This window comes from uncultured Amnibacterium sp. (assembly GCF_964244015.1).
Taxonomy (GTDB): domain Bacteria; phylum Actinomycetota; class Actinomycetes; order Actinomycetales; family Microbacteriaceae; genus Amnibacterium.
In genome coordinates this window covers 1-20,869 of sequence record NZ_CAXTHO010000040.1, presented here as the reverse complement: position 1 = coordinate 20,869, position 20,869 = coordinate 1, and the positions used below count along the sequence as shown (strand labels likewise).

At 72.9% G+C, this 20,869-nt stretch carries 22 protein-coding genes, 1 pseudogene and 1 riboswitch; of the genes and pseudogenes, 14 read left to right on the top strand and 9 right to left on the bottom strand.

The features are described from left to right. From ACFE67_RS06690 to ACFE67_RS06680, 3 genes are all read left to right on the top strand, one after another. A partial coding sequence (locus tag ACFE67_RS06690) for an NADP-dependent isocitrate dehydrogenase (protein WP_375406091.1) occupies positions 1 to 931 on the top strand: 931 nt, incomplete at its 5' end. A 7-nt stretch (positions 932 to 938) separates the two neighbouring features. Further along, the gene (locus ACFE67_RS06685; RefSeq protein WP_375406090.1) at positions 939 to 1,244 is read left to right on the top strand and encodes an ATP-dependent DNA ligase; all 306 of its coding nucleotides are present in this window, start codon (positions 939 to 941) and stop codon (positions 1,242 to 1,244) included. Between the two features lie 3 nt (positions 1,245 to 1,247). Then, on the top strand, positions 1,248 to 1,580 hold the full coding sequence (locus ACFE67_RS06680; RefSeq protein WP_375406089.1) for a hypothetical protein: 333 nt from the start codon (positions 1,248 to 1,250) through the stop codon (positions 1,578 to 1,580). Between the two features lie 186 nt (positions 1,581 to 1,766). On the opposite strand, the gene purU is transcribed toward ACFE67_RS06680, so the two are convergent. Then, on the bottom strand, positions 1,767 to 2,627 hold the full coding sequence (purU, locus tag ACFE67_RS06675; RefSeq protein ID WP_375406088.1) for a formyltetrahydrofolate deformylase: 861 nt from the start codon (positions 2,625 to 2,627) through the stop codon (positions 1,767 to 1,769). A 125-nt stretch (positions 2,628 to 2,752) separates the two neighbouring features. Between purU and ACFE67_RS06670 the strand changes: the two genes are divergently transcribed. From ACFE67_RS06670 to glyA, 4 genes and pseudogenes are all read left to right on the top strand, one after another. After that, complete coding sequence (locus ACFE67_RS06670) at positions 2,753 to 3,736, top strand: AAA family ATPase (protein ID WP_375406087.1); 984 nt, start codon at positions 2,753 to 2,755, stop codon at positions 3,734 to 3,736. After that, a complete protein-coding gene (locus ACFE67_RS06665; RefSeq protein WP_375406086.1) occupies positions 3,737 to 4,903 on the top strand; it encodes a DUF58 domain-containing protein in 1,167 nt (388 codons plus the stop codon). Next, positions 4,896 to 6,401, top strand: a pseudogene (locus ACFE67_RS06660) (transglutaminaseTgpA domain-containing protein); the annotation flags it as partial. The gene ACFE67_RS06665 and the pseudogene ACFE67_RS06660, both read left to right, overlap by 8 nt. 637 nt (positions 6,402 to 7,038) lie before the next feature. Next, positions 7,039 to 7,119: riboswitch (ZMP/ZTP riboswitch) on the top strand. Between the two features lie 52 nt (positions 7,120 to 7,171). Further along, positions 7,172 to 8,467 carry a serine hydroxymethyltransferase gene (gene glyA / locus ACFE67_RS06655; protein WP_375406085.1) on the top strand — a complete coding sequence of 432 codons (1,296 nt, stop codon included), beginning with the start codon at positions 7,172 to 7,174 and terminating at the stop codon, positions 8,465 to 8,467. A 163-nt stretch (positions 8,468 to 8,630) separates the two neighbouring features. On the opposite strand, the gene ACFE67_RS06650 is transcribed toward glyA, so the two are convergent. Continuing rightward, positions 8,631 to 9,470, bottom strand: a complete 840-nt coding sequence (locus ACFE67_RS06650; RefSeq protein ID WP_375406084.1) for a bifunctional 5,10-methylenetetrahydrofolate dehydrogenase/5,10-methenyltetrahydrofolate cyclohydrolase — start codon at positions 9,468 to 9,470, stop codon at positions 8,631 to 8,633. A gap of 44 nt (positions 9,471 to 9,514) precedes the next feature. On the opposite strand from ACFE67_RS06650, the gene ACFE67_RS06645 reads away from it, so the two are divergent. Continuing rightward, entirely contained in the window at positions 9,515 to 10,432 is a 918-nt protein-coding gene (locus ACFE67_RS06645; protein ID WP_375406083.1) for an aldose 1-epimerase family protein, read from the top strand. Between the two features lie 12 nt (positions 10,433 to 10,444). On the opposite strand, the gene ACFE67_RS06640 is transcribed toward ACFE67_RS06645, so the two are convergent. Continuing rightward, the gene (locus tag ACFE67_RS06640; protein WP_375406082.1) at positions 10,445 to 10,855 is read right to left on the bottom strand and encodes a DUF3054 domain-containing protein; all 411 of its coding nucleotides are present in this window, start codon (positions 10,853 to 10,855) and stop codon (positions 10,445 to 10,447) included. A 121-nt stretch (positions 10,856 to 10,976) separates the two neighbouring features. Beyond that, positions 10,977 to 12,344 (bottom strand): alkaline phosphatase, encoded by a 1,368-nt coding sequence (phoA, locus tag ACFE67_RS06635; protein WP_375406081.1) that lies wholly within the window; start codon positions 12,342 to 12,344, stop codon positions 10,977 to 10,979. 183 nt (positions 12,345 to 12,527) lie between these two features. Here phoA and ACFE67_RS06630 point away from each other — a divergent pair, with 183 nt between their 5' ends. Beyond that, the gene (locus ACFE67_RS06630; protein ID WP_375406080.1) at positions 12,528 to 13,688 is read left to right on the top strand and encodes an anion permease; all 1,161 of its coding nucleotides are present in this window, start codon (positions 12,528 to 12,530) and stop codon (positions 13,686 to 13,688) included. Beyond that, positions 13,685 to 13,897 carry a hypothetical protein gene (locus ACFE67_RS06625; protein ID WP_375406079.1) on the top strand — a complete coding sequence of 71 codons (213 nt, stop codon included), beginning with the start codon at positions 13,685 to 13,687 and terminating at the stop codon, positions 13,895 to 13,897. Before ACFE67_RS06630 ends, ACFE67_RS06625 begins: the two co-directional genes overlap by 4 nt. A 78-nt stretch (positions 13,898 to 13,975) precedes the next feature. On the opposite strand, the gene ACFE67_RS06620 is transcribed toward ACFE67_RS06625, so the two are convergent. The 4 genes from ACFE67_RS06620 to ACFE67_RS06605 are packed head-to-tail and all read right to left on the bottom strand — an operon-like array spanning position 13,976 to position 17,124. Further along, entirely contained in the window at positions 13,976 to 14,851 is an 876-nt protein-coding gene (locus ACFE67_RS06620) for an N-acetylneuraminate synthase family protein (protein ID WP_375406078.1), read from the bottom strand. Continuing rightward, a complete protein-coding gene (locus tag ACFE67_RS06615; RefSeq protein WP_375406077.1) occupies positions 14,841 to 16,031 on the bottom strand; it encodes a cytidylyltransferase domain-containing protein in 1,191 nt (396 codons plus the stop codon). The genes ACFE67_RS06620 and ACFE67_RS06615 overlap by 11 nt, the downstream gene beginning before the upstream one ends. Next, positions 16,028 to 16,453 (bottom strand): hypothetical protein, encoded by a 426-nt coding sequence (locus ACFE67_RS06610; RefSeq protein WP_375406076.1) that lies wholly within the window; start codon positions 16,451 to 16,453, stop codon positions 16,028 to 16,030. Before ACFE67_RS06610 ends, ACFE67_RS06615 begins: the two co-directional genes overlap by 4 nt. Further along, a complete protein-coding gene (locus ACFE67_RS06605; RefSeq protein ID WP_375406075.1) occupies positions 16,450 to 17,124 on the bottom strand; it encodes a hypothetical protein in 675 nt (224 codons plus the stop codon). The genes ACFE67_RS06610 and ACFE67_RS06605 overlap by 4 nt, the downstream gene beginning before the upstream one ends. Before the next feature lie 89 nt (positions 17,125 to 17,213). Between ACFE67_RS06605 and ACFE67_RS06600 the strand changes: the two genes are divergently transcribed. The 3 genes from ACFE67_RS06600 to ACFE67_RS06590 all read left to right on the top strand — a co-directional run bounded on the left by ACFE67_RS06600 (position 17,214) and on the right by ACFE67_RS06590 (position 19,646). Next, positions 17,214 to 18,410 (top strand): DUF6716 putative glycosyltransferase, encoded by a 1,197-nt coding sequence (locus ACFE67_RS06600; protein ID WP_375406074.1) that lies wholly within the window; start codon positions 17,214 to 17,216, stop codon positions 18,408 to 18,410. A gap of 64 nt (positions 18,411 to 18,474) precedes the next feature. After that, on the top strand, positions 18,475 to 19,413 hold the full coding sequence (locus tag ACFE67_RS06595) for a hypothetical protein (protein WP_375406073.1): 939 nt from the start codon (positions 18,475 to 18,477) through the stop codon (positions 19,411 to 19,413). Further along, positions 19,377 to 19,646, top strand: coding sequence for a hypothetical protein (locus ACFE67_RS06590; RefSeq protein ID WP_375406072.1), 270 nt, complete (start codon positions 19,377 to 19,379; stop codon positions 19,644 to 19,646). The genes ACFE67_RS06595 and ACFE67_RS06590 overlap by 37 nt, the downstream gene beginning before the upstream one ends. A 67-nt stretch (positions 19,647 to 19,713) precedes the next feature. On the opposite strand, the gene ACFE67_RS06585 is transcribed toward ACFE67_RS06590, so the two are convergent. Then, positions 19,714 to 19,965: a hypothetical protein gene (locus ACFE67_RS06585; RefSeq protein WP_375406071.1), complete on the bottom strand. Its 252-nt coding sequence runs from the start codon at positions 19,963 to 19,965 to the stop codon at positions 19,714 to 19,716. Between the two features lie 78 nt (positions 19,966 to 20,043). On the opposite strand from ACFE67_RS06585, the gene ACFE67_RS06580 reads away from it, so the two are divergent. Further along, the gene (locus ACFE67_RS06580) at positions 20,044 to 20,796 is read left to right on the top strand and encodes an ABC transporter permease (protein WP_375406070.1); all 753 of its coding nucleotides are present in this window, start codon (positions 20,044 to 20,046) and stop codon (positions 20,794 to 20,796) included. Positions 20,797 to 20,869 lie beyond the last annotated feature (73 nt).

The window sequence follows — 20,869 nt, the reverse complement described above, 5'->3', positions numbered from 1 at the left end:
CAACGGCACGATCCGCAACATCCTCGGCGGCGTGATCTTCCGCGAGCCGATCATCATCTCGAACATCCCGCGCCTCGTTCCCGGCTGGAACAAGCCGATCATCATCGGCCGGCACGCGTTCGGCGACCAGTACCGCGCGACGGACTTCGTCTTCGACCGTCCCGGCACGCTGACCGTCAGCTTCGCGCCCGACGACGGCACCGACCCGCAGTCGTTCGAGGTGTTCCAGGCGCCGGGCGGCGGCGTCGCCATGGCGATGTACAACCTCGACGCGTCGATCCGCGACTTCGCCCGCGCGAGCCTGAACTACGGCCTCGCCCGCAACTACCCCGTGTACCTGTCGACCAAGAACACGATCCTGAAGGCCTACGACGGCCGCTTCAAGGACCTGTTCCAGGAGGTCTTCGAGGCCGAGTTCAAGGAGCGCTTCGACGCCGCCGGGCTCACCTACGAGCACCGCCTCATCGACGACATGGTCGCCTCCGCGCTGAAGTGGGAGGGCGGCTACGTCTGGGCCACGAAGAACTACGACGGCGACGTGCAGTCCGACACCGTCGCGCAGGGCTTCGGCTCCCTCGGCCTGATGACGAGCGTGCTGACCACGCCCGACGGCAAGGTCGTCGAGGCCGAGGCGGCCCACGGCACCGTGACGCGCCACTACCGCCAGCACCAGGCCGGCAAGCCGACGTCGACGAACCCGATCGCCTCCATCTACGCATGGACCCGCGGACTCGCCCACCGTGGCCTGCTCGACGGCAACCAGGCGCTGATCGAGTTCGCGAACACGCTCGAGGACGTCGTGATCACGACCGTCGAGGCCGGATCGATGACGAAGGACCTCGCGCTGCTCGTCGGTCCGGATCAGGGCTGGGAGACCACGGAGGAGTTCCTCGCCTCGATCACGAAGAACCTCCAGTCCCGACTGGGCTGAGCCCCCGATGGGATCCTTCATCTACGGCGGCATGACCACCATCCCGGTCGAGGACCGGGCGCTGGCGCACCTGCAGCTCGTCGTGTACGCGAAGCTGCGGGCGCACGAGGCGTTCGCGTTCACCTGGCGGGACGAGCCGGGTGTCGGCGACGGCCACGGGTCCCTCTGGATCTCGCCGGGAGTGCCGATCCAGTTCAAGTACGCCGGCAGCAGGGAACCGGCGGTGAACCGGGAGTGGCTGCGGGTGCTGAAGGAGCTGTCCAACCAGCCGACCGGGCTGCGGCTCGTGCCGGAGCCGGACGCGAAGGGCTAATCGATGCGCCACATCTCCTACGCGGAGACGCGGTTCTCCACCGACGACCGCGTGGCGGCATTGCTGCTCGATTACGCGGCGCTGCTGGCCCGTGCAGGATCGGCCGACACCGTGACGGTGCCCGGGCGTGTCAGCACGGGGAACGTGGAGCCCGTCTCGGTCCTCATCGGTCCCGCGAGCCAGATCACGGCATGGGGCGACGACGAGCCGTTCGGCGAGGAGGTGTCCGGGGTGATCGCCGACCTCGAGCAGCGCATCCGCGCCGTCACGTCCTCGATCGCCTCGTCGGACGGGCCTGACGGGCCGGGTTTCGACGACTTCGACGACCTCGCCTGAGGCGACCGGGTACTCGGCGCCTGGTGGTCCCTTCGAGAGCCTCGCTGCGCGGTTCCTGAGGCTCTCGAAGGGCGCACCTCGACCAGCGGGTCCGGGTCGCCTCGAGCAGCGGCCGCAAGCCGGCGGCGCGTTCAGCGCCGTCGTGCGGCACAGCCTTCGAAGCGCTCGCGCTTCGAAGGCGACGAATCACCGGAAGACGATGGTGCGGCGGCCGTCCTGCAGCACGCGGTGCTCGGCGAACCAGCGGACCGCCTGCGTGAGGGTTCGGCTCTCCTCGTCCTGCCCGATCCTGACCAGCTCCTGCCAGCCGGCCGCGTGGTCGACGCGGATCACGTTCTGCTCGATGATCGGGCCCTCGTCGAGGTCCGCGGTGACGAAGTGCGCGGTCGCGCCGATCAGCTTCACGCCACGGGCGTGTGCCTGCTTGTAGGGGTTCGCGCCCTTGAAGCCGGGCAGGAACGAGTGGTGGATGTTGATCGCCCGGCCGGCGAGGTGGTCGCAGAGCGCCGGCGACAGGATCTGCATGTAGCGCGCGAGCACCACCAGCTCGATGTCGTGCTCCTCCACCGCGGCGAGGATCCGCTGCTCGAACGCCGCCTTCGCGTCGGGGGAGTCGATCGCGCGGTGCTCGAACGGCACCCCGTAGAAGCCCGCGAGGCCCTCGAGCGTCGCGTGGTTGCCGAGCACGAGCGGGATCTCGATCGGCAGGGCGCCGGAGTGCTGCCGGAACAGCAGGTCGTTCAGGCAGTGCCCCGCCGTCGAGACGAGGACGAGCGTGCGGGCGGGCCGGCCGACCCGGTCGAGGCGCCAGTCCGCGTCGAAGCGGGCGGCGACGGGAGCGAGCTGCTCGGCGAACTGCTGGGCCGTCGACGGCGACTCGACCTGGAGGCGGAGGAAGAACCGTCCCGTGTCATCGCTCGAGAACTGCTGGCTCTCGGTGATGTTGCCGCCCGCCGCGACGATCGCGCCGGAGACCGCATGCACGATCCCGGGCCGGTCGGGGCAGACGAACGTCAGCACCCGGTGGGCGTCGGGAGCGTCCGTCACGCCGCTCACCCTACCCAGGGTCCCATGCCGATCACGGGACGGTAACGACGGTCCTCCTCTCCCGCGCACCGCCCCAGGTGAACTCGCTTATGGTGATCGCGAGTTCCTCGCCGACGGAAGGCGCCATGACGGACGGAATCACCCTCGACTCGCGCGGAGCGGAAGCGGTTCGCGACGCAGCCGATCAGATCATCGCCGCGGTCGCGACCGTGATCGACGGGAAGAACGACGTCATCCGCTCCGCGTTCGCGGTGATGCTCGCGGGCGGGCACCTCCTGATCGAGGACGTGCCGGGCGTCGGCAAGACGATGCTCGCGAAGGCCCTCGCCCGTGCGACCGGCGGCACCATCAGCCGCATCCAGTTCACCCCGGACCTGCTGCCGTCGGACGTGACCGGCGCCTCGATCTTCGACCAGTCGGCCGCCCGCTTCGAGTTCAAGCCCGGCGCCGTCTTCGCGAACGTGGTGATCGGCGACGAGATCAACCGCGCCTCCCCGAAGACGCAGGCCGCGCTGCTGGAGTGCATGGAGGAGGGCCAGGTCACGGTCGACGGGCAGAGCTGGCCCCTCCCGGACCCGTTCCTCGTCGTCGCGACGCAGAACCCCGTCGACATGGAGGGCACCTACGTGCTCCCCGAGGCCCAGCGCGACCGCTTCATGGCGAGGATCTCGATGGGGTACCCCGACGAGGGCGCCGAGCGCGAGATGCTGCGCTCGCACGGCAGGGTCGACCCCATCGACCGGCTCGAATCGGTGCTGCCGGCCGGCGGGCTCGCCTCGCTCTCCGCGCAGGCCCGGGACGTCTACGTCTCCCCGGCGGTCGAGACCTACGTGCTGCGCATCATCGGTGCCACGAGGAGCCACTCCGAGGTGCGGCTCGGCGCCAGCCCGCGCGCGAGCCTCCAGCTGCTGCGCGCCGCGAAGGCGACCGCGCTGATCGACGGCCGCGACTTCGTGCTGCCCGACGACATCGACGCGCTCGCGGTCGACGTGCTGGCGCACCGCCTCCTGCTCCGCCGCTCCGGCGTCGATCTGCGCGAGGGCCAGGTCGCTGCCGCAGCCCGCGTCGTGCGCCAGGTGGTCTCCTCCACCCCCGTCCCGCTGCAGTAGGTGGCGTCCTCGACCAGGCGGTCGGCGGGGTTCGGACCCGTCCGTCTCACCACGAGGGGCGGCGTCTTCCTCGGCGCCGGATTCGTCGGCCTGATCGCCGCGTACGCGGCGGGCTGGCCGGCGCTGCTGGCCGTCTCGCTCTTCCTCTTCGGCGCGGTCGTCGCAGCCGTCGCGTCGGTCGCGGTGTCGCCGGCCGCCCTGACGGTGGAGCGCAGGATCGAGCCGGACATCACCCTGCAGCGGCTCCCCGTGCACGTGCGGGTGACGGTGCACGGCCGGGCACCCGGTGCGCTCGACTGGACCGAGGACCTGCCGCGCTCCGTCGTCGTCACCGGGCGGGTGGCCGGCGTGCTGCCCGCCCTGCGTCCCGACCGCCCGTCGCAGCTGATCGACTACGAGGTCTCGGCCCGCGTCCGCGGTCAGATCCCCATCGGTCCCCTCCGCGTCGCCCGCACCGATCCGCTCGGCCTGGCGACGACCAGGAGGAGGGTCGGCGACGTCGACCGGGTGGTCGTGCTGCCGGGCATCCATCCGGTCGAGCTGCCGTTCGCGGTCCGGCGCAACGATCCCGACGCGGGGGCCAGCACGGTGTTCGGCGCGGTCGGCGATCAGCTCGACATCGTCGCGCGCGGCTACCGGGCGGGTGACCCGATGCGCACCGTCGACTGGCGCGCGACCGCCCGGCGCGGCGAGCTGATGGTCCGGACCGAGGCTGCTGCGACCACCGCCGCGACGGGCCTGCTGCTCGATGTGCGGCAGGAGGCGTGGGCGGACTCGGTCGCGTTCGAGTGGGCCGTCGACTACGCGGCGTCCCTGATCGTCGCGCTCGACGAGCGGCATGCCCCGATCCGGCTCGCCGCGGGAGGGCCGCCGAACGGCGACGCCACCGCAGCCCTGGTCGAGCTCGCGACGGTGCAGCCGATCTCCGGCGCGGCCGGTCCGCACACGGTGCTGCCCGCCCTCGCGACCACCGATGTGCAGGTCGTGCACGTGATCACCGGTCTCGGCGGCACGCGCGACCTGGCCGGGCTGCCGGGGCTGCCGACCGGTGCGCTCGGTCTCGTGTCGATCGTCGCGCACCGCCCGGTGCAGATCGACGCGCCCCCTGGCTGGCAGGTGCTGCAGCGCGACTCGAGCGCGCCGATCGGGACGGCCCGCGATGCCTGAGCGGGCGCGCGGGACCGGCGCCGTCACCGCCGTGGTCGGCGCTGCCGTGCTGCTCGCGGCACTCTCCCTGCTGCCGGTCGTCGACGGCGGGCTGTGGTGGATCGAGTCCTGCGTCACGGTGGTCGTCGCCCTGGCGGCGGCCGCCGGCTCGCGCCGGATCGGCCTCCCCTCCGGTGCCGCAGCGCTGATCGGGCTGTCGAGCGTCCCGATCGTGCTCGCCCTGATCGTGTCCGGGTCGTCCGATGCGTCCGCCTCGCCGGCCACCCCCGCGGAGGCCGTGGTCGACGCGTTCTCCACCGCGTTCCGGCAGATCTACGTCGACTCCGTGCCCGCCCAGGGCACCGCCCAGCTGGCGCTGCTGATCGCCGCGGGTGCCGCGGCGACCGCGGTGGTGGCCGACTTCGTCACCGTCGGGCTGCGCGCGCCGGTCGCCGGGACGCTCGTCGTCGTCGCGGTCGCGATCGTGCCGGGCAAGGCCTTCGGCACCGGCACGAACGGCGTCCTGCTGCTCGCGGTCGCCGTGTCCGCGCTCGCGATGATCGCCGTGGACCGGAGGCGCCGAGGCCGCCCGCCGAGGATCGCCGGGCTCGCAGCAGGTGGCGCCGTCGCCGTGGTCGTCGCGCTGCTGGTCCAGGTGGTGCTGCCCACCCCGTTCGTCTCCTCCGCGCAGGCCGGTGGTGCGCCGGTGATCGACGGCGGCGCGAATCCGCTGCTCCGGCTCGGGCAGGACCTCCGCCGCGGTGCGACGACCCCGGTGCTCAGCTACACCAGCCGCGACAGCCGGCCGGTGTACCTGCGACTCGCGGTGCTGGAGGACTTCTCGGGCACGACCTGGTCGCCGAACCCGGCCGACGGCGCGCAGCTGGGCGCGGCGGCAGCACCGGAGGCGGCCGGGGCGCCCCTCGGCGCGGGCACGACGACCACCACCGTCGTCCCCGCCTCCGACAGCGCGATCGGCGACCGGCTGCCGCTGCCCTATCCGGCCGTGTCGGTGTCCGGGGTCACCGACCGCTTCCGCTGGGAGGAGCGCGGCCTGACGCTGGCGCGCTTCGGCGCAGGGGCGGTGGGCACCTACACCGTGCAGTCCTCCGACGTCGATGCGACGCCCGAGCAGCTGCGCACCGCCTCCGTGTCCGTGCCGCCCGGTGACGACCGCTCCCTCAGCCTGCCGGACCGCGTTCCGGCCATCATCCGGAGCACGGCCGACCAGTGGACGCGGAACCTGACGACGCCGTACGACATCGCGCTGGCGATCCAGAACCAGCTGCGCGACGGCGCCTTCTCCTACGACGAGCAGACGCCGGCCGAGCAGGGCTACGACGGCGACGGGCTCGGCGTCATCGCGACCTTCCTCCGAGTCAAGGCGGGCTACTGCATCCACTACGCGTCGACCATGGCCGTCATGGCGCGGCTGGAGGGGATCCCGGCGCGCATCGTCGTCGGATACCAGCCCGGTGACACCCGGGCAGGATCGGCCGCGCGCAGCGTCACGAGCGACGACCTGCACGCCTGGCCCGAGCTGTACTTCGACGGCATCGGCTGGGTGCGGTTCGAGCCGACGCCCGGCCGTGGCGCCGTGCCGACCTACGCGCCGCTGCCGTCGGCGAGCGTGACACCGAGCGCCGCCCCCAGCACGTCCACCTCCGCGGCGCCGACCCCGACGCCGACCGCCTCCGACGCGGCGAGCGCTGCGAGCAGCGGCGGAGGCGGGTTCTCGCTCGGACCGCTGCTGCGCGGTGGCGGCGTGGTGCTGATCGTCGCGGTGCTGCTGAGCCTGCCCGGCCTGCTGCGCCGTGCGATCCGGCGGCGACGGCTGTCGCGGCTCGACCGGGACGGACCGGCCGGCGCATGGCGCGAGCTGCTCGACTCCGCACTCGACCTCGGCCTGCCGACCGGCAGGGGGAGGAGCCCGCGCGGGATCGAGGGGGTCCTCGCCGAGCGGGTCGGGCCGTCGCCCGGTGCGCAGGCGGCACTGGAGCGCCTCCGGGCCGCCTACGAGCGGCAGGCGTACTCGAGGGACGCCGCTGCGGCGAGCGCGGCGGACGTCGCCGAGGTGCTGGAGGCGCTGCGGGGGCGGACGACGTCGTCCGCGCGGTTCGTGGCGGCCGTCGCACCGCGTTCGCTCGCGGGTATGATCGGGACGCCGCGACTGGCGTTCGGGTGGTCACCACCGGGGAGCGGCTGAGGGATCCCCGCCGTTCGCCTGGGCGCTGATCAGATCCGATTCCTGCTGCGCGCACCGCGCCCCTCCGACGCCGGGAGACCCAAGTGACCGTCACCACCACCGCCTCGACCGCCCTGGGCTCGACCTTCGATGCCTCCATCGAGGAGGTCGACCCCGAGATCGCCGCCGTCCTGCGGGACGAGCTGGGTCGCCAGCGGACCACGCTGGAGATGATCGCGAGCGAGAACTTCGTCCCGCGATCCGTGCTCACGGCGGTGGGCAGCGTGCTCACCAACAAGTACGCCGAGGGCTACCCCGGCAGGCGCTACTACGGCGGGTGCGAGGTCGTCGACGTCGCGGAGGAGCTCGCGATCGCCCGCGCGAAATCGCTCTTCGGCGCGGAGTTCGCGAACGTCCAGCCCCATTCCGGCGCGACCGCGAACGCGGCGGTGCTCGCAGCGCTCGCGCAGCCGGGCGACACGATCCTCGGGCTCGAGCTCGCGCACGGCGGCCACCTGACGCACGGCATGAAGCTGAACTTCTCCGGGAAGGTCTACAACGCCGCCGCCTACGGCGTGGACCCCGGGACCTTCCGCATCGACATGGACCGCGTCCGCGACGCGGCGCTGGAGCACCGGCCGACCGTGCTGATCGCCGGCTGGTCCGCCTACCCCCGCCATCTCGACTTCGCCGCGTTCCGTGAGATCGCCGATGAGGTCGGCGCGAAGCTGTGGGTCGACATGGCCCACTTCGCCGGTCTCGTCGCGGCCGGGCTGCACCCGAGCCCGGTGCCGTACGCCGACGTCGTCTCGACCACGGTGCACAAGACGCTCGGCGGTCCCCGATCCGGGCTGATCCTCTCCCGCGACACCGCGTACGCGAAGAAGCTCAACTCCGCGGTGTTCCCGGGGCAGCAGGGCGGGCCGCTGATGCACGTGATCGCAGCGAAGGCGACCGCCTTCAAGATCGCGGCCACGGAGGAGTTCCGCGACCGTCAGCAGCGCACGATCGACGGTGCTCGCGTGCTGGCCGAGCGCCTCACCGCGCCGGATGCGCGCGCGGCCGGCGTCGACGTGCTGACGGGTGGCACCGAGGTGCACCTGGTGCTCGCCGACCTGCGCGAGTCGCCGATCGACGGCCGCGAGGCCGAGGACCTGCTGCACGCCGCGGGCATCACGGTGAATCGCAACTCGGTCCCGTTCGACCCGCGCCCGCCGATGCGCACCTCCGGCGTCCGGATCGGCACCCCGGCGCTCGCGACCCGCGGATTCGGCGAGTCGGAGTTCCGGGAGGTCGCCGACATCATCGCCCGCGTCCTCACGCCGGGCGCCGACATCCCGGCGCTCCGCACCGAGGTGACCGAGCTGGCCGGCCGCTTCCCCCTCTACCAGGGCCTGTAACCAGCGCCGATTCCGTTGTGAAGGAGATTCGGGGCCGCAGACGCCGAATCTCCTTCACAACGGAATCGAAGCGAGTCCGGATATTCCGGGCAGGGCGGCAACCTGACCTCGGCGGCCGCCTGTACGGCAGCTGCGCCGCAGGGGTGGCGGCGCAGCCATGAACTCAGCGGATGTGCGTGTGCCAGGCCTGCACGGTCTGGTCGAGCAGGGTCGCGATCGTCATCGGCCCGACGCCTCCCGGCACCGGGGTGATCAGCGCGGCCCGCTCCTTCGCGCCCTCGAAGTCGACGTCACCCCTGCCGTCCTTGTACCCGGCGTCGATCACGACCGCTCCCGGACGGATCCACGCACCGGGGATCAGGCCGGGCTGCCCGACCGCGGCGACGAGCAGCTCGGCGCGACCGACGTGCGCGCGGAGGTCCTTCGTCAGCACGTGGCACGAGGTCACGGTCGCTCCGTGCGCGGTGAGCAGCGCCGCGAGCGGACGCCCGAGGATCGGACCGAGCCCGACGACGACGGCCTCGATCCCGGGCAGCTCCACCCCGTACTCGGCGAGCAGGCGGAGGATGCCGCCCGGCGTGGCGGAGGCGTAGCCGCCGGTCCCCTCCGCCATCCGCGCGAACGAGGTCAGCGTCACGCCGTCGACGTCCTTGTCGGCCGCGATCGCCTCGAACGCGGCGCGCTCGTCGACCTGCGGCGGCACGGGGTGCTGCAGCAGGATGCCGTCGACCTCCGGGTCGGCGGACAGCGCCTCGATCGTCGTCAGCAACCGCTCGGTGGTGGTCGTCGCCGGCAGGTCGACGCGGCGCGTGGCGAGGCCGGCCGCCTGGGCCCTGCGGACCTTCATGCGCACGTAGGTGTGGGAGGCGGAGTCGCCGCCGACGAGCACGGTGGCGATGCAGGGCGGGCGGGCACCGGCGTCGACACCGACCTTGACCTCCGCCGCGATGCGCTCGAGGGTCGTGGCCGCGAGCGCGGATCCATCGATGAGGCGGGCGGTCATGCCGCCCACGGTATCGGCCTCCGGGCGCGCCGTAGGCTCGCGGCGTGAGCAGTCCCGCGACCGGTGAGCAGCACGACCTCCGGCTCGGTGACGTCGCGGCGACCGTCGCAGAGCTGGCCGCGAGCCTCCGCAGCGTCCGCGTCGGGTCGACCGAGATCGTGCAGGACTACGGCCGTGACGCGTTGCCGTCCGGCGCCTCAGGCGTCGTGCTGGTGCCGTGGCCGAACCGGGTGCGCGACGGCAAGTGGACGCTCGACGGCACGCTCCAGCAGCTCGACGTGTCGGAGCCGTCGAAGGGCAACGCGAGCCACGGCCTCCTCCGGAACACCGGGTACCGCGTCACGGCCCGGTCGGCGTCCGCGGTGACGTTGTCGGCCACGGTGTTCCCGCAGCACGGCTACCCCTTCCACCTCGACACCGCCGTGCGCTACACGCTGACGTCGACCGGGATCGCGGTCACCCACAACGTGGGCAACGTGGGTCCGGGGCGCGCACCGTTCGGCGTCGGGTGCCACCCCTACCTCCGCGTCGGCGACACCCCGATGCGCGACCTGACGGTCACGGTGTCCGGGTCCCGGATGCTCGAGACCGACGAGCGCAGCCTGCCGGTCCGTCAGGTGCCTGTCGACGGCACGCCGAACGATCTGCGCGGCGGTGTCGTGCTGCGGGAGGTCGACCTCGACACCGCGTACACCGGTCTCGCGATCGTCGACGGGCAGGTCCGGCATCGTCTCGCCGCGCCGGACGGCCGCGTGGTCGAGCTCGCCGCCGATCCGGTGTTCGCGTGGACGCAGGTGTTCACGACGGAGGTCTACGACACCGACGCCGGCCGGATCGACGCGGTCGCGATCGAGCCGATGACCTGCCCGGCGGACGCGTTCAACTCCGGCACCGACCTGCTGTGGATCGCGCCGGGCGAGACGTGGACCGCCGGCTGGAGTCTCGCCCTCCTCCAGCCCTGAAGCGACGACGGGTCAGCGGCGGCGGAGGAGGAAGCCGACCGGTCCGGGGGCGTCCGGCGTGCGGGTCGAGGAGCGGCCCAGCGCGGTGAGCAGGAGCCGCCAGCCGAGCAGGAACGCGCCGACCACGATGGACGCGACCACGACGAAGGCGACCTGCACGCCCTGATCGTCGACGGCTCGGAGCAGCATCCCGATCAGCACCGTTCCGATCCAGGCGAGCAGCCCGGTGCGCACGACGGAGAACGGGCGCCTCCAGCCCCTCGCCCCGATCCAGCCGACGGCCAGCCCGACGGCGAAGGGCCAGAACGTCACGACGAACGCCGCCTGGTCCTCGCGATGGCTGGCCCGCCCGATCGCGACGAACAGGGCGACGAGCGCGAGGTCGATCAGGAACGCGGCGACCGTGCGAGATCGGTGACCCATGCGGAGATCCTCCCAGCGTTCCTCCGCTGCCCGGACGCACCGCCGGGCTCCGACCCGCGCGTGCGGATCGGAGCCCGGTGGTGCAGCACCGCCGTGAACCCGGCGGCGCCGCCGCATGCACTCAGAGCAGGCCGAGCGCCCTGCGGATGGTGGTGTTCAGGTCGGTCTGGTTCGTCACGCCGAGCACGTTGGCGGCCTGCGGGCCCTTGGCCGCGATCCGGACCTCGGTGCCCGTGTGCTGCTGCGAGCCCGGGTACTCCGTGGTCGCGTAGCTGATCGTCATCGGCGCGCCGTCGTGCGTGGTCAGCGTCGCGGTCACGCCGGTGGTCGGCGCCTCCACGATCTGGCTGGTGTGCCCGTGGTCCGCGGTCACGACGACCAGGGTGTCGCTGTGCCGCTTCTGGTACGCGAGCGCGAGCGCGACCGACTTGTCGAACTCGACCGTCTCGCCGATCTGACCGCACGGGTTCGCGGCGTGGTCCTGCTTGTCGATGGACGCGCCCTCGATCTGCAGGAAGAAGCCCTGCTTCGCGTGCTTGGACCGGGCGTCGAGGATCTGCAGCGCCTTCGCGGACATGTCGGTGAGGTGCGGCTGGGTCGCCGTGCGGGCCGTGTTGACCTGGCAGGTCGTCGCCGCCGTGCCGGCCTTCGTCGGCACCGGCCCGGTCCACTCGAGGTCGAGGTTGCCGGGCCCGAACGTGCCGAGGATGGGCGCCTTCGACGTCGGGCTGATCCGGTTCAGCTCCGACACGGTGGTCGGCAGCTGGTACCCGGCGCGCTTCGCGGACTCGAGGACCGTGCGTCCCTTGTCCGCGCCGGCCGTGATCGTCTCCGCGAAGGAGGCGCTGCCGCCGCCGAGCAGCACATCGGCTCGGGTCGCGACCTCCTGCTCGGAGATCGAGCCGAGGCCGCCGTTCTCCTTGGCGTTCGTCGGGCACGTCTTCGTCGTGACGACGGGGCCGTAGCAGCTGCGCGCGGTGACGTGCGACTCGAGCACGGCCGGCGTCGCGTCCTGGATCTCGGCGGTGGTGACGTTGCCGGTGCGGTAGCCGGCCTTCTTGGCGAGCTCGAGCACCGTCGGCTTCGGCTTGCCGTCGCGGGTCACGGAGACCGCGTTGTTGTACGTCTTGTACCCGGTCGCCCAGCCGGTGCCGGAGGCGGCGGAGTCGGTCACGTAGACCGGCTTGCCGGTGTCCTTGTCGACCGAGTACGTCGTGTACTCGCCCGTGAGGGGGAGCGTGTCCATCGCGAGGCGGCCTGCCGCGCCGACCTGGTAGTTGCGCGCGATGGTGATCTCGCTGTCGCCCATGCCGTCGCCGATGAGCAGGATGACGTTGCGCGCCTCGCCGCCGACGATCGCGCGGCGGGCGCTCTGGGTGGCGTCGGTGCTGTGACCGGTGGCGGCGGCGGGCACGGCCACCGCGAGTGCGGCGACGACGCCGGTCGCGGCCAGCACGGCCACGGCTCGACGGGGATGGGACAGGCGCACGGGAACTCCTAGCGATCAGGCGGGATGTACGGGCGAGCCGAGTCGAACGAGCGCGCGTGAACGCGACCTCGCCCGGGGGGTGAACATCCGGTGACACCGGGTGGAGGAGGGGCGGTGGCGCTCCCGGGTGACTCGCAGCAGCCCGTTCCCCGCTGTTCACCGGCCGCTCCTACCGTCCCCGACGTGGATACCGCTCTGCTCGTCACCGTCGTGCTCGTCGTCGTGTTCGCGCTCGTGTTCGACTTCACGAACGGGTTCCACGACACCGCCAACGCGATGGCCACCTCCGTCGCGACCGGCGCCCTGAAACCGCGGACCGCGGTGATCATCGCCGGGGTGCTGAACCTCGTCGGCGCATTCCTCTCCACCGAGGTCGCGAAGACCATCAGCTCCGGGATCATCAAGACCGACTCGAGCGGCCGGGAGATGATCACGCCGGCGCTGATCTTCGCGGGCCTCGTCGGCGCCATCATCTGGAACCTCGTGACCTGGTACCTCGGGCTGCCGTCCAGCTCGTCCCACGCCCTGTTCAGCGGCCTGATCGGGGCGGCCATCCTGGGTGCCGGTCTCGGGGCGGTCAGCTGGACCGGTGTGCTCTCGAGCATCGTGATCCCCGCACTGCTGGCGCCGATCGTCGCGGGGGTCGCCGCGCTGATCGGCACGGTCATCGTCTACCGGATGACGAAGCAGGCGACCGTGCCGCATGCGAAGCCGGCGTTCCGCATCGCGCAGACCGTGTCCGCCTCCCTCGTCGCGCTCGCGCACGGCACGTCGGACGCGCAGAAGACGATGGGTGTGATCACGCTGACGCTGGTCGCCGCGAACGTGCAGGATCCGGAGACGGGCCCGCAGTTCTGGGTGATCCTCACCTGCGGCCTCGCGATCGGCCTCGGCACGGCCGTCGGCGGCTTCCGCATCATGAAGACCGTCGGCACGAAGATCACGCCGGTCGAGTCGCCGCAGGGCTTCGCCGCCGAGACCGCGTCCGCCGCCACGATCCTGGCCTCCTCCCACCTCGGCTTCCCGCTGTCGACCACGCAGGTCGTCTCCGGCTCGATCGTCGGCGTCGGTCTCGGGAAGCGGCTCGCGCAGGTGAACTGGGGGGTCGCGGGCAAGATCGGGCTCGGCTGGCTGTTCACGCTGCCGGCCGCCGCGGCCGTCGGTGCGCTGTCCGCCCTGGTGGTGGTCGCCGGGAGCACGGTGGGCCTGGTGATCGTGGCCGTCGTCGCCGTGGCAGGCGTCGTCGTCATCTTCCGGCTGGCGTCCAAGAAGCCGGTCACCGCGAAGAACGTGAACGAGGGGGCGCCCGAGGCGGCGCCCCGGATGCAGGAGGCGACCGCATGATCGACTGGAGCAAGTTCGCGATCGTCGCAGGGGTGGTGCTGCTCGCCAGCGTCGTGCTGCCGACCTTCTACTCGGGCGGTGTGCGACTGCTGGAGACGTCGGGGACGACCAGCGTCCCCGCCCGCCTCGGCGCGTATGCCTGCTTCAGCATCTGCATCGCGGCGGTCCTCTTCGGCCTCTGGGTGATCATCCCCCAGTTCCACGGCTGACCGTTCCCGGGGCCACTGATTCCGTTGTGAAGGAGTTCCTGCGCCGACGCCACAGGAACTCCTTCACAGCGGGACCGGCTAGCCGTCGATGCGGCGGAGCTTCGAGAGCGGGGCCAGCTCGCCCGGGAATACGCGCTTCACGCCGTCGCCCATCGCCGTGCCCACGATGCGGATGTCGCGCACCAGGCTCATCAGACCGTGCGGCTCGAGGGAGGCGGCGTGGTCGCTGCCCCACATCGCCCGGTCGAGCGTGATGTGCCGCTCCACCGCGACCGCGCCGAGTGCGACGGCGGCGAGGGAGATCTGCAGCCCGGGCTCGTGACCGGAGTAGCCGACGGGCACGCCGTAGCGCTCCTTCAGCGTCGGGATCATGAGCAGGTTCGCCTCCTCGGGAGGCAGCGGGTAGGTGCTCGTCGCGTGGAGCATCACCAGGTGGTCCGTGCCCAGCACCTCGACCGCGCGGTCGATCTGCTCGATGGTCGACATGCCGGTCGAGAGGATCACGGGCTTGCCCGTGTCCTTCAGCTTCCCCAGCAGGCCGAGGTCCGTGACCGATGCCGACGCGACCTTGTAGGCCACGGTGTCCATCTCCTCCAGGAAGTCCACCGACGGCTCGTCCCACGGGGAGGCGAACCAGTCGAGGCCCTTGCTGTCGGCGTAGGCGCCGATCTCGGCGTACTGCTCCTGCTCGAACTCGACGCGGTAGCGGTACTCCAGGTAGGTCATCGTGCCCCACGGGGTCTCGCGGGGGACCTGCTTCATGTGCTCCGGTGTGGAGATCGCCGGAGTCCGCTTCTGGAACTTCACCGCCTGCGCGCCGGCCAGCGACGCGACGTCGATCAGCTTCTTCGCGATGTCGACATCACCGTTGTGGTTCAGCCCGATCTCGCCGATCACGTAGACCGGGTGGCCCTCGCCGACCGTGTACCGGCCGACCTGCACCTCATCCGTCATGCTGCTCCCTCTCCGTTGTGCGGCTCGCGAGCACCAGCTCGGCCGTCTCGCGGACGGCGCCGTGGCCGCCCCGCCTCCGCAGCACCACTCGTGCCGCGCGCTGGACCGCCGGGTGCGCGTCGGCGACCGCGACGGGCCAGCCGACGAGCGCCATGGCGCTGAGATCGTTGACGTCGTTGCCGACGTAGGCGCATCGCGCCGGGTCCACACCCTGCTGGGCGAGCCACTCCGTGAGGGCGGCGGCCTTGTCGTCGACCGCCTGCAGGACCGGAACCCGCAGCTTCGCCGCGCGGGCGGCGACGACGCCGTTCCGCTCCTTCGAGAGGATCAGGAGGGGGATGCCCGCGGCGCGCAGCCGCTCGACGCCCATCCCGTCCGACCGGCTGACAAGCACCGACTCCGTCCCGTCCTCCCGCACGAGGGCCGAATCGTCCGTGTGGACGCCGTCGAAGTCGGTGACGACCGCGTCGACCGGCAGCGCCGACGGCGTCGGATCGAAGACCGGGGCGAGCACGCGAGCCAGCTCCAGCTCGTGCGCGTCATCGATCTCGACCGCCCGGTCGGCGGCGACCTGCTCGATCGCGATCCGCCCGAAGAACCGGAACCCCGCCTCCCGGAACCCGGCGGTGCGCAATGCGTAGAACGCGCCCGTCTCCTGGAAGTGCGGCTCCCGGTCCTGCCGCCGGGGCCGGAAGCCGGTGTCGTGGTTGACGCCGGCGGCACCGGAGGAGTCCTCGCGCCACAGGAAGGCGTAGGTCTCGAACGCGGACAGCACGCTGTCGGCCTCGTCGTCGAGCACGCGCCGCACGGCGCGGGCCAGGGGGGCCGGCTCGATGAACGGGCTCGTGGCCTGGAGGAACACGAGCACCTCGGGCCGGACGCCCTCCGCCACGAGCACGTCGAGCGCGTGCAGCAGCGCCGCTTCGCTCGACGCCGTGTCGCCGGCGAGCTCTGCCGGACGAGTGATGACGCCCGCGCCCGCGGCACGAGCCGCCGCGGCGATCGCGGGGTCGTCGGTGCTGACCCGCACGTCGACGATGCCCGCGGCCAGGGCCGCCGCGACCGCGCGCGCGACGAGCGGCACCCCGCCGACCATCGCGATGTTCTTGCCGGGCACCCCTTTCGAGCCGCCGCGCGCCGGGACGACCGCGACCGCCTCCGCCGCCGAGAAGGTGCTCACGAGACCGACTCCTGCTGTTCACCGGAGATTCGGCCGCCGGACGCCCGCACCGAGGCCGATCGGGCGTGTCCGCGGTGTCCGCGGTGTCCGCGGTGTCCGAGGTGGCTCTCGAGGCGTCCGATCCGCTCCTCGTAGAACGCGATCGCGGCGAGCCGGGCGCGCTGGCGGGCGGCCTCGGCGTCGCCGTCGGAGGGCTCGAGGCGGACGCCGGAGCCCACCTGCTCCGTCAGCGTCGCGACGTGCGCGGCCAGCAGCAGGTGATCCCGCTCCAGCTCCGCCACCCGGTTCTGCAGCACGCGGACCTCGTCGGCGAGGCCGCCCCGTGCGACGAGCAGCGTCGTCTCGATGCGCCCGGCGGCCCGCGGGTGCCGCCGACGCTGCACGCGCCACATCGGACCGAGGCGACGGAGAAGCCGCTTCATGCGAGCGGCTCCAGCCAGCCCGCGCGGGTCCACGAGCGGAGGGCGCGGCGCTCGCGGTCGAGGCGGTGCTCGGGCGTCAGCGCCACGCCGCCGCCCCAGTGATGGTCGAGATGCGCTCGAGCAGCGGGACGCACGGCAGGACGGCCCGGCAGCAGGCTGGAGCCGGCGAGCAGGATGCGTGCATGGGGGAACAGTCGGTGCATCAGGTGAACGGCGAGTGTCCCGGTGGTGGGCCAAGCGACGGCGACACGCCCGAGCCGGAGTGCTCTGCGTGTCCGGGAGGTGAACTCGCGGTTCGAGATCGGGATCAGCTCGAGGTCTCCCGGCCACCACGGGGGCAACGGCTCCGACTCCCAGAACGCCCGGCCCGGCTCGGCCAGCAGGTACAGCCGCGCCGCGTGGTCGCGGAACGTGTCGGGGCCGGGCTGCACGGCGCGGTGCAGCACCACGACGTCGGTGCGCCTGCCGATCGCGGGCTGCTCGCCGTCGACCGCGAACGTCGTCATGCGCACCACGAGATCCGCGCCGTCGATCGCCGCGGCACGCTCCTCCGACACCCCGAGCGGCGCGTTGCCGACGACCGCGACCGTGCGCGGCAGGCGACCTCCTGCACGCGGCAGCAGCAGGCGCCGGAGGATCTGCGTCTGCTGCGGCGCGGGAGGAGGGAGCACGGGGCCGGATGCTAACCACGGCCGGTAACCGGCTTCCCCTACAGTGCCGTGCCGAGGCGGACGGGGCCGCGGGAGAGGGAGGAGCGCCGATGCGTGTGGTGCTGGTGGCGAACTTCGACTCCGGGCTCAAGTACGTCGGCCGGCTGGCCGAGGCCGTCGCCGCGCTCGGCGCGGAGCCGGACATCCGCGTCCCGACGACCGGGTTGCCGCACAAGCTCGGCGCCGGTCAGGTCGCGGCGGCGACCTCCCGCCCGATCACGTACGAGCCGTGGGACGAGATCGTGCGCGCCGCGGCCGGCAGCGACATCGTGGTGCCGGTGTTCGAGGGGCCGGCCGTCGAGCGGTTCATCCGCCAGGTGCATGCGGAGGCGGGGCCGCGCATGCCGGTCGTCGGGACCGGCTACGTCGGGATGGTGCTCTACGACGTCGTCGGCGGCTACCTCTCCCGGTCCCTCGCCGACGTCGTCGCCGTGAACTCGCGCTCCGACCTCGCGGAGTTCACCGGGGCCGTCCGGGGGCTCGGCCTGCCGGAGGGGAACCTCCTGCTGACGGGACTCGCCCTCCTCCCCGCAGCCACGGCACCGCTGCGGACCGGCCCGATCCGGACGCTGCTGTTCGCCGACCAGCCGACCGTGCCCCGCCGCGTCGCCGACCGGACCTACCTGTGGGACCGGCTGCTCGGCTACGCCCGGCGTCACCCTGACCGGCAGGTGCTGCTGCGCCCGCGCCACCGCCCGGGGGAGGAGACCTTCCACACGATGCAGCACTCGCCCGTCGCCTGGGCCGCGACGCGGACCCTCCCGTCGAACCTCCTGATCGAGCACGCGCCGATCGACACCCTCATCCCGCGGAGCGACCTGCTGCTGACCGTCTCGTCGACGGCGGCGCTGGAGGCGGTCGCCGCGGGCACGCGCGTGGCGTTCGTCGCCGACTGGGTGGGTGATGCGGCGCTGAACCCCCGCCTCCTGCCGTCCGGGCTGCTGCGGCGGTTCGACGACATCGAGGCGGACCGGATCGGCACGCCCGACCCTGGCTGGCTCGACGACGTGTTCCCCGCCGCGGAGGGCGCTTCGCCCGCGCATCGGTTCGTCGCGCGGCTGATCGAGATCGCCGCGGGCGATGCGCCCCGGGTGCATCAGGCCATGTGGGACTCGTCGTTCCATGCGGGTCGCCGCGCGACCGACGCCGCGATCGCCGGCGGCGCGACCGCGCCGACCAGCCGGTACACGCCGAAGCGGATCGCGGCCGGAGCCCTGCGCCGCGCGCTGAAGCTCGTCGAGCGGTAGTTCACCCGATCGTCACCGCGCGCTCGCCGGCTGGACGTCCGCGGACCCTACTGTTCCGCGGACCATGCAGCCCGTGATCACCGCCCGCCCCTCGCCGGCAGGCGTGCCGGGCGGGCTGGTGATCGGACTCGTCGCGAGCGGGCAGGAACGGCTGCGCGCGGCGCTGCGCCGGGTCGCCGCCGCGCCGGAGCTGCTCGCCGTCACCGCTCGGATCGTGGTCGTCGACGCTGGCCGCACGCCGTCCGCGACGGTCCTGCGCGAGGCCGTCCGCCTCCCGGCCGGGGTGCTCGACGTCGTGCGCCGCCCGGACGCGGGCCGTGCCGAGGCGCTGGCGCGAGCGCTCGCCGAGGCGGTCGACGAGCCGAGCGCCGGCTGGGTCCTGCTGCTCGACGACGTGGCGCTCACGGAGCCGGACCTGCTGCTGACGGCGTTCGAGACCGCTCGGCGCTCGCCGTCGGCGGCGGTGGTCGGCCTCCGGGACCCCGCGGCCGTCGACGCGGCACCGGTCTCCTGGTGGGCGGCCGTGCTGCCGCTCGACGCGATCCGGGCGATCGGCTCGACGCTGCCGGAGGCGGGGGACCAGGCGCTCGCCGACCTCGTGCTCCGCGCCGAAGCGGCCGGGTTCCGGTCCTCGGTGCTGCCGGCGGCGGGGCCGGTCCCGCGCCCGGATCCGGCTGGAGCGATGCTGCTCGCCCTGCTGCACGCGCCGGTGGCCGCACGGACGCCGGTGCTCGCCGCCGCGCTCGCCGCCGAGCTGCGCGCCGGGCGGGCGCCGTCCCTCCTCCGCGCCCTGCGGCTCTGGCTCGCCTGGCCGCGGCTGAGGGCGGCGAACCGGATCGGTGCGCTCGAGCGGGCGTCGATGGAGTCCTGGGCAGCGCGGGATCCGGCCTCGGACATGGACCCGTGGTTACCGAGCGGCGAACAGGAGACGGCCGAGAACCGACCTGCCGGGATACGATTCCACCCATGGCCGACGACGAAGCGGGTGACGAGCGCGGCCTGATCCGATCCGTCGACGAGCACCTCACGGAGGCCTACGGCGTCGTGGTCGACGACGTGGTGCTGCGCACCTGGGGCAACCAGCAGATCGAGCTCACCTACCTGCTCCTGAGCGCCGCGATCACCGCGTCAGGAGGCGAGATCGACGAGGCCGACCTCTGGTCGGTGGCGCGCGCCGTGGCGTTCACGGCGCCGCTCGATCCGACCCGGCTGAGCGAGGCGAAGCGTCCCGGCTGACTGTCCGCCGGCCTCGGTGCGGGCGCGTTCGAGCGCCTCTTGGCATCGCTCGAGAACCGCGGTGCAGCTACTGGCGGCGTCGGCGGCGGCGCGGTGCGGACTCCTCCGCAGCGGCGGAGGAGTAGTCGTAGCGCACCGGGTCGCCGGCGTGGCCCTCGGTCAGCGCGTACTCGACGCCGTCCAGCTGGAGCCGCAGCGGCAGCCCCGCCGGGGGGATGACCATGATCTCGCGGGTGTCCGGCGCGGGGGCGTCGACGTACTCGACGACGACCTCGTCGCCCGGCTCAGGGGCCTCGCTCTGCACATGCCGACCCGTCACGGCACGAGAGTACCGCCGTCGGCTCGACGGACGACAGGGCGCACCGGGCGTTCCCCGTCGGAGCGTCAGGATGGGGTCGTGACGGGCGCGGTGGTCGGCGAGCTCGTCCCCACGCTCGTGGGCGTGCTGGTGCTGTGCGCGATCTCGGTCGCCGTGCTGGCCGTCGCCGGCGTGCCCGAGCGGTTCGGGCCGACGCTCGCCGTGCTGCGCGCGGCAGTGCAGCTCGCGGCGATCAGTCTGATCCTCACCGGCGTGATCACGAGCCCGCTCCGGGTCGGCCTCGCCCTGCTCGTGATGCTCGTGGTCGCGATGGCGACCTCCGCGCGACGGCTCGGCTGGAACCGCCGGCATCTCGCGGTCGTCGCCGCCGGAATCGGCGCCGGCACGCTCGTCGCACTCGGCGCCGTGTTCGGCAGCGGCGCGCTCGCACCGACCCCGCGCTACCTGCTCGCGATCGGCGGCATCGTCGTCGGCAACGCGATGGCGATCACCACGCTGAGCGCCCGCCGGTTCCTCGAGTCGGTCGACGAGCACTGGGACGAGGTGGAGGGGTGGCTCGCGCTCGGCGCGGCGCCGCAGGAGGCGACCCGCTCGCTCGCCCGCGGTTCGGTGCACACCGCGCTCGTCCCCTCCGTCGATCAGACGAAGACGACCGGGCTCGTGACCCTGCCCGGCGCGTTCGTCGGCGCGATCTTCGGCGGGCTGCCGCCGTTCGAGGCGGGGCGCTTCCAGATCGTGGTGCTCGCGGCGATCATCGCGGCCGGCGCGGTCGCGGCGACTTCGGTCGTGCGCCTGCTGAGCGACGTCGCGCAGCGGCCGGTCCGGTCGTGAGCCGCTGACCGACGCGCTTTCGCGCGGTACTCGTCACCCTCGCGCGGTGGGTCCACCTACCGCGCGAAGGGGG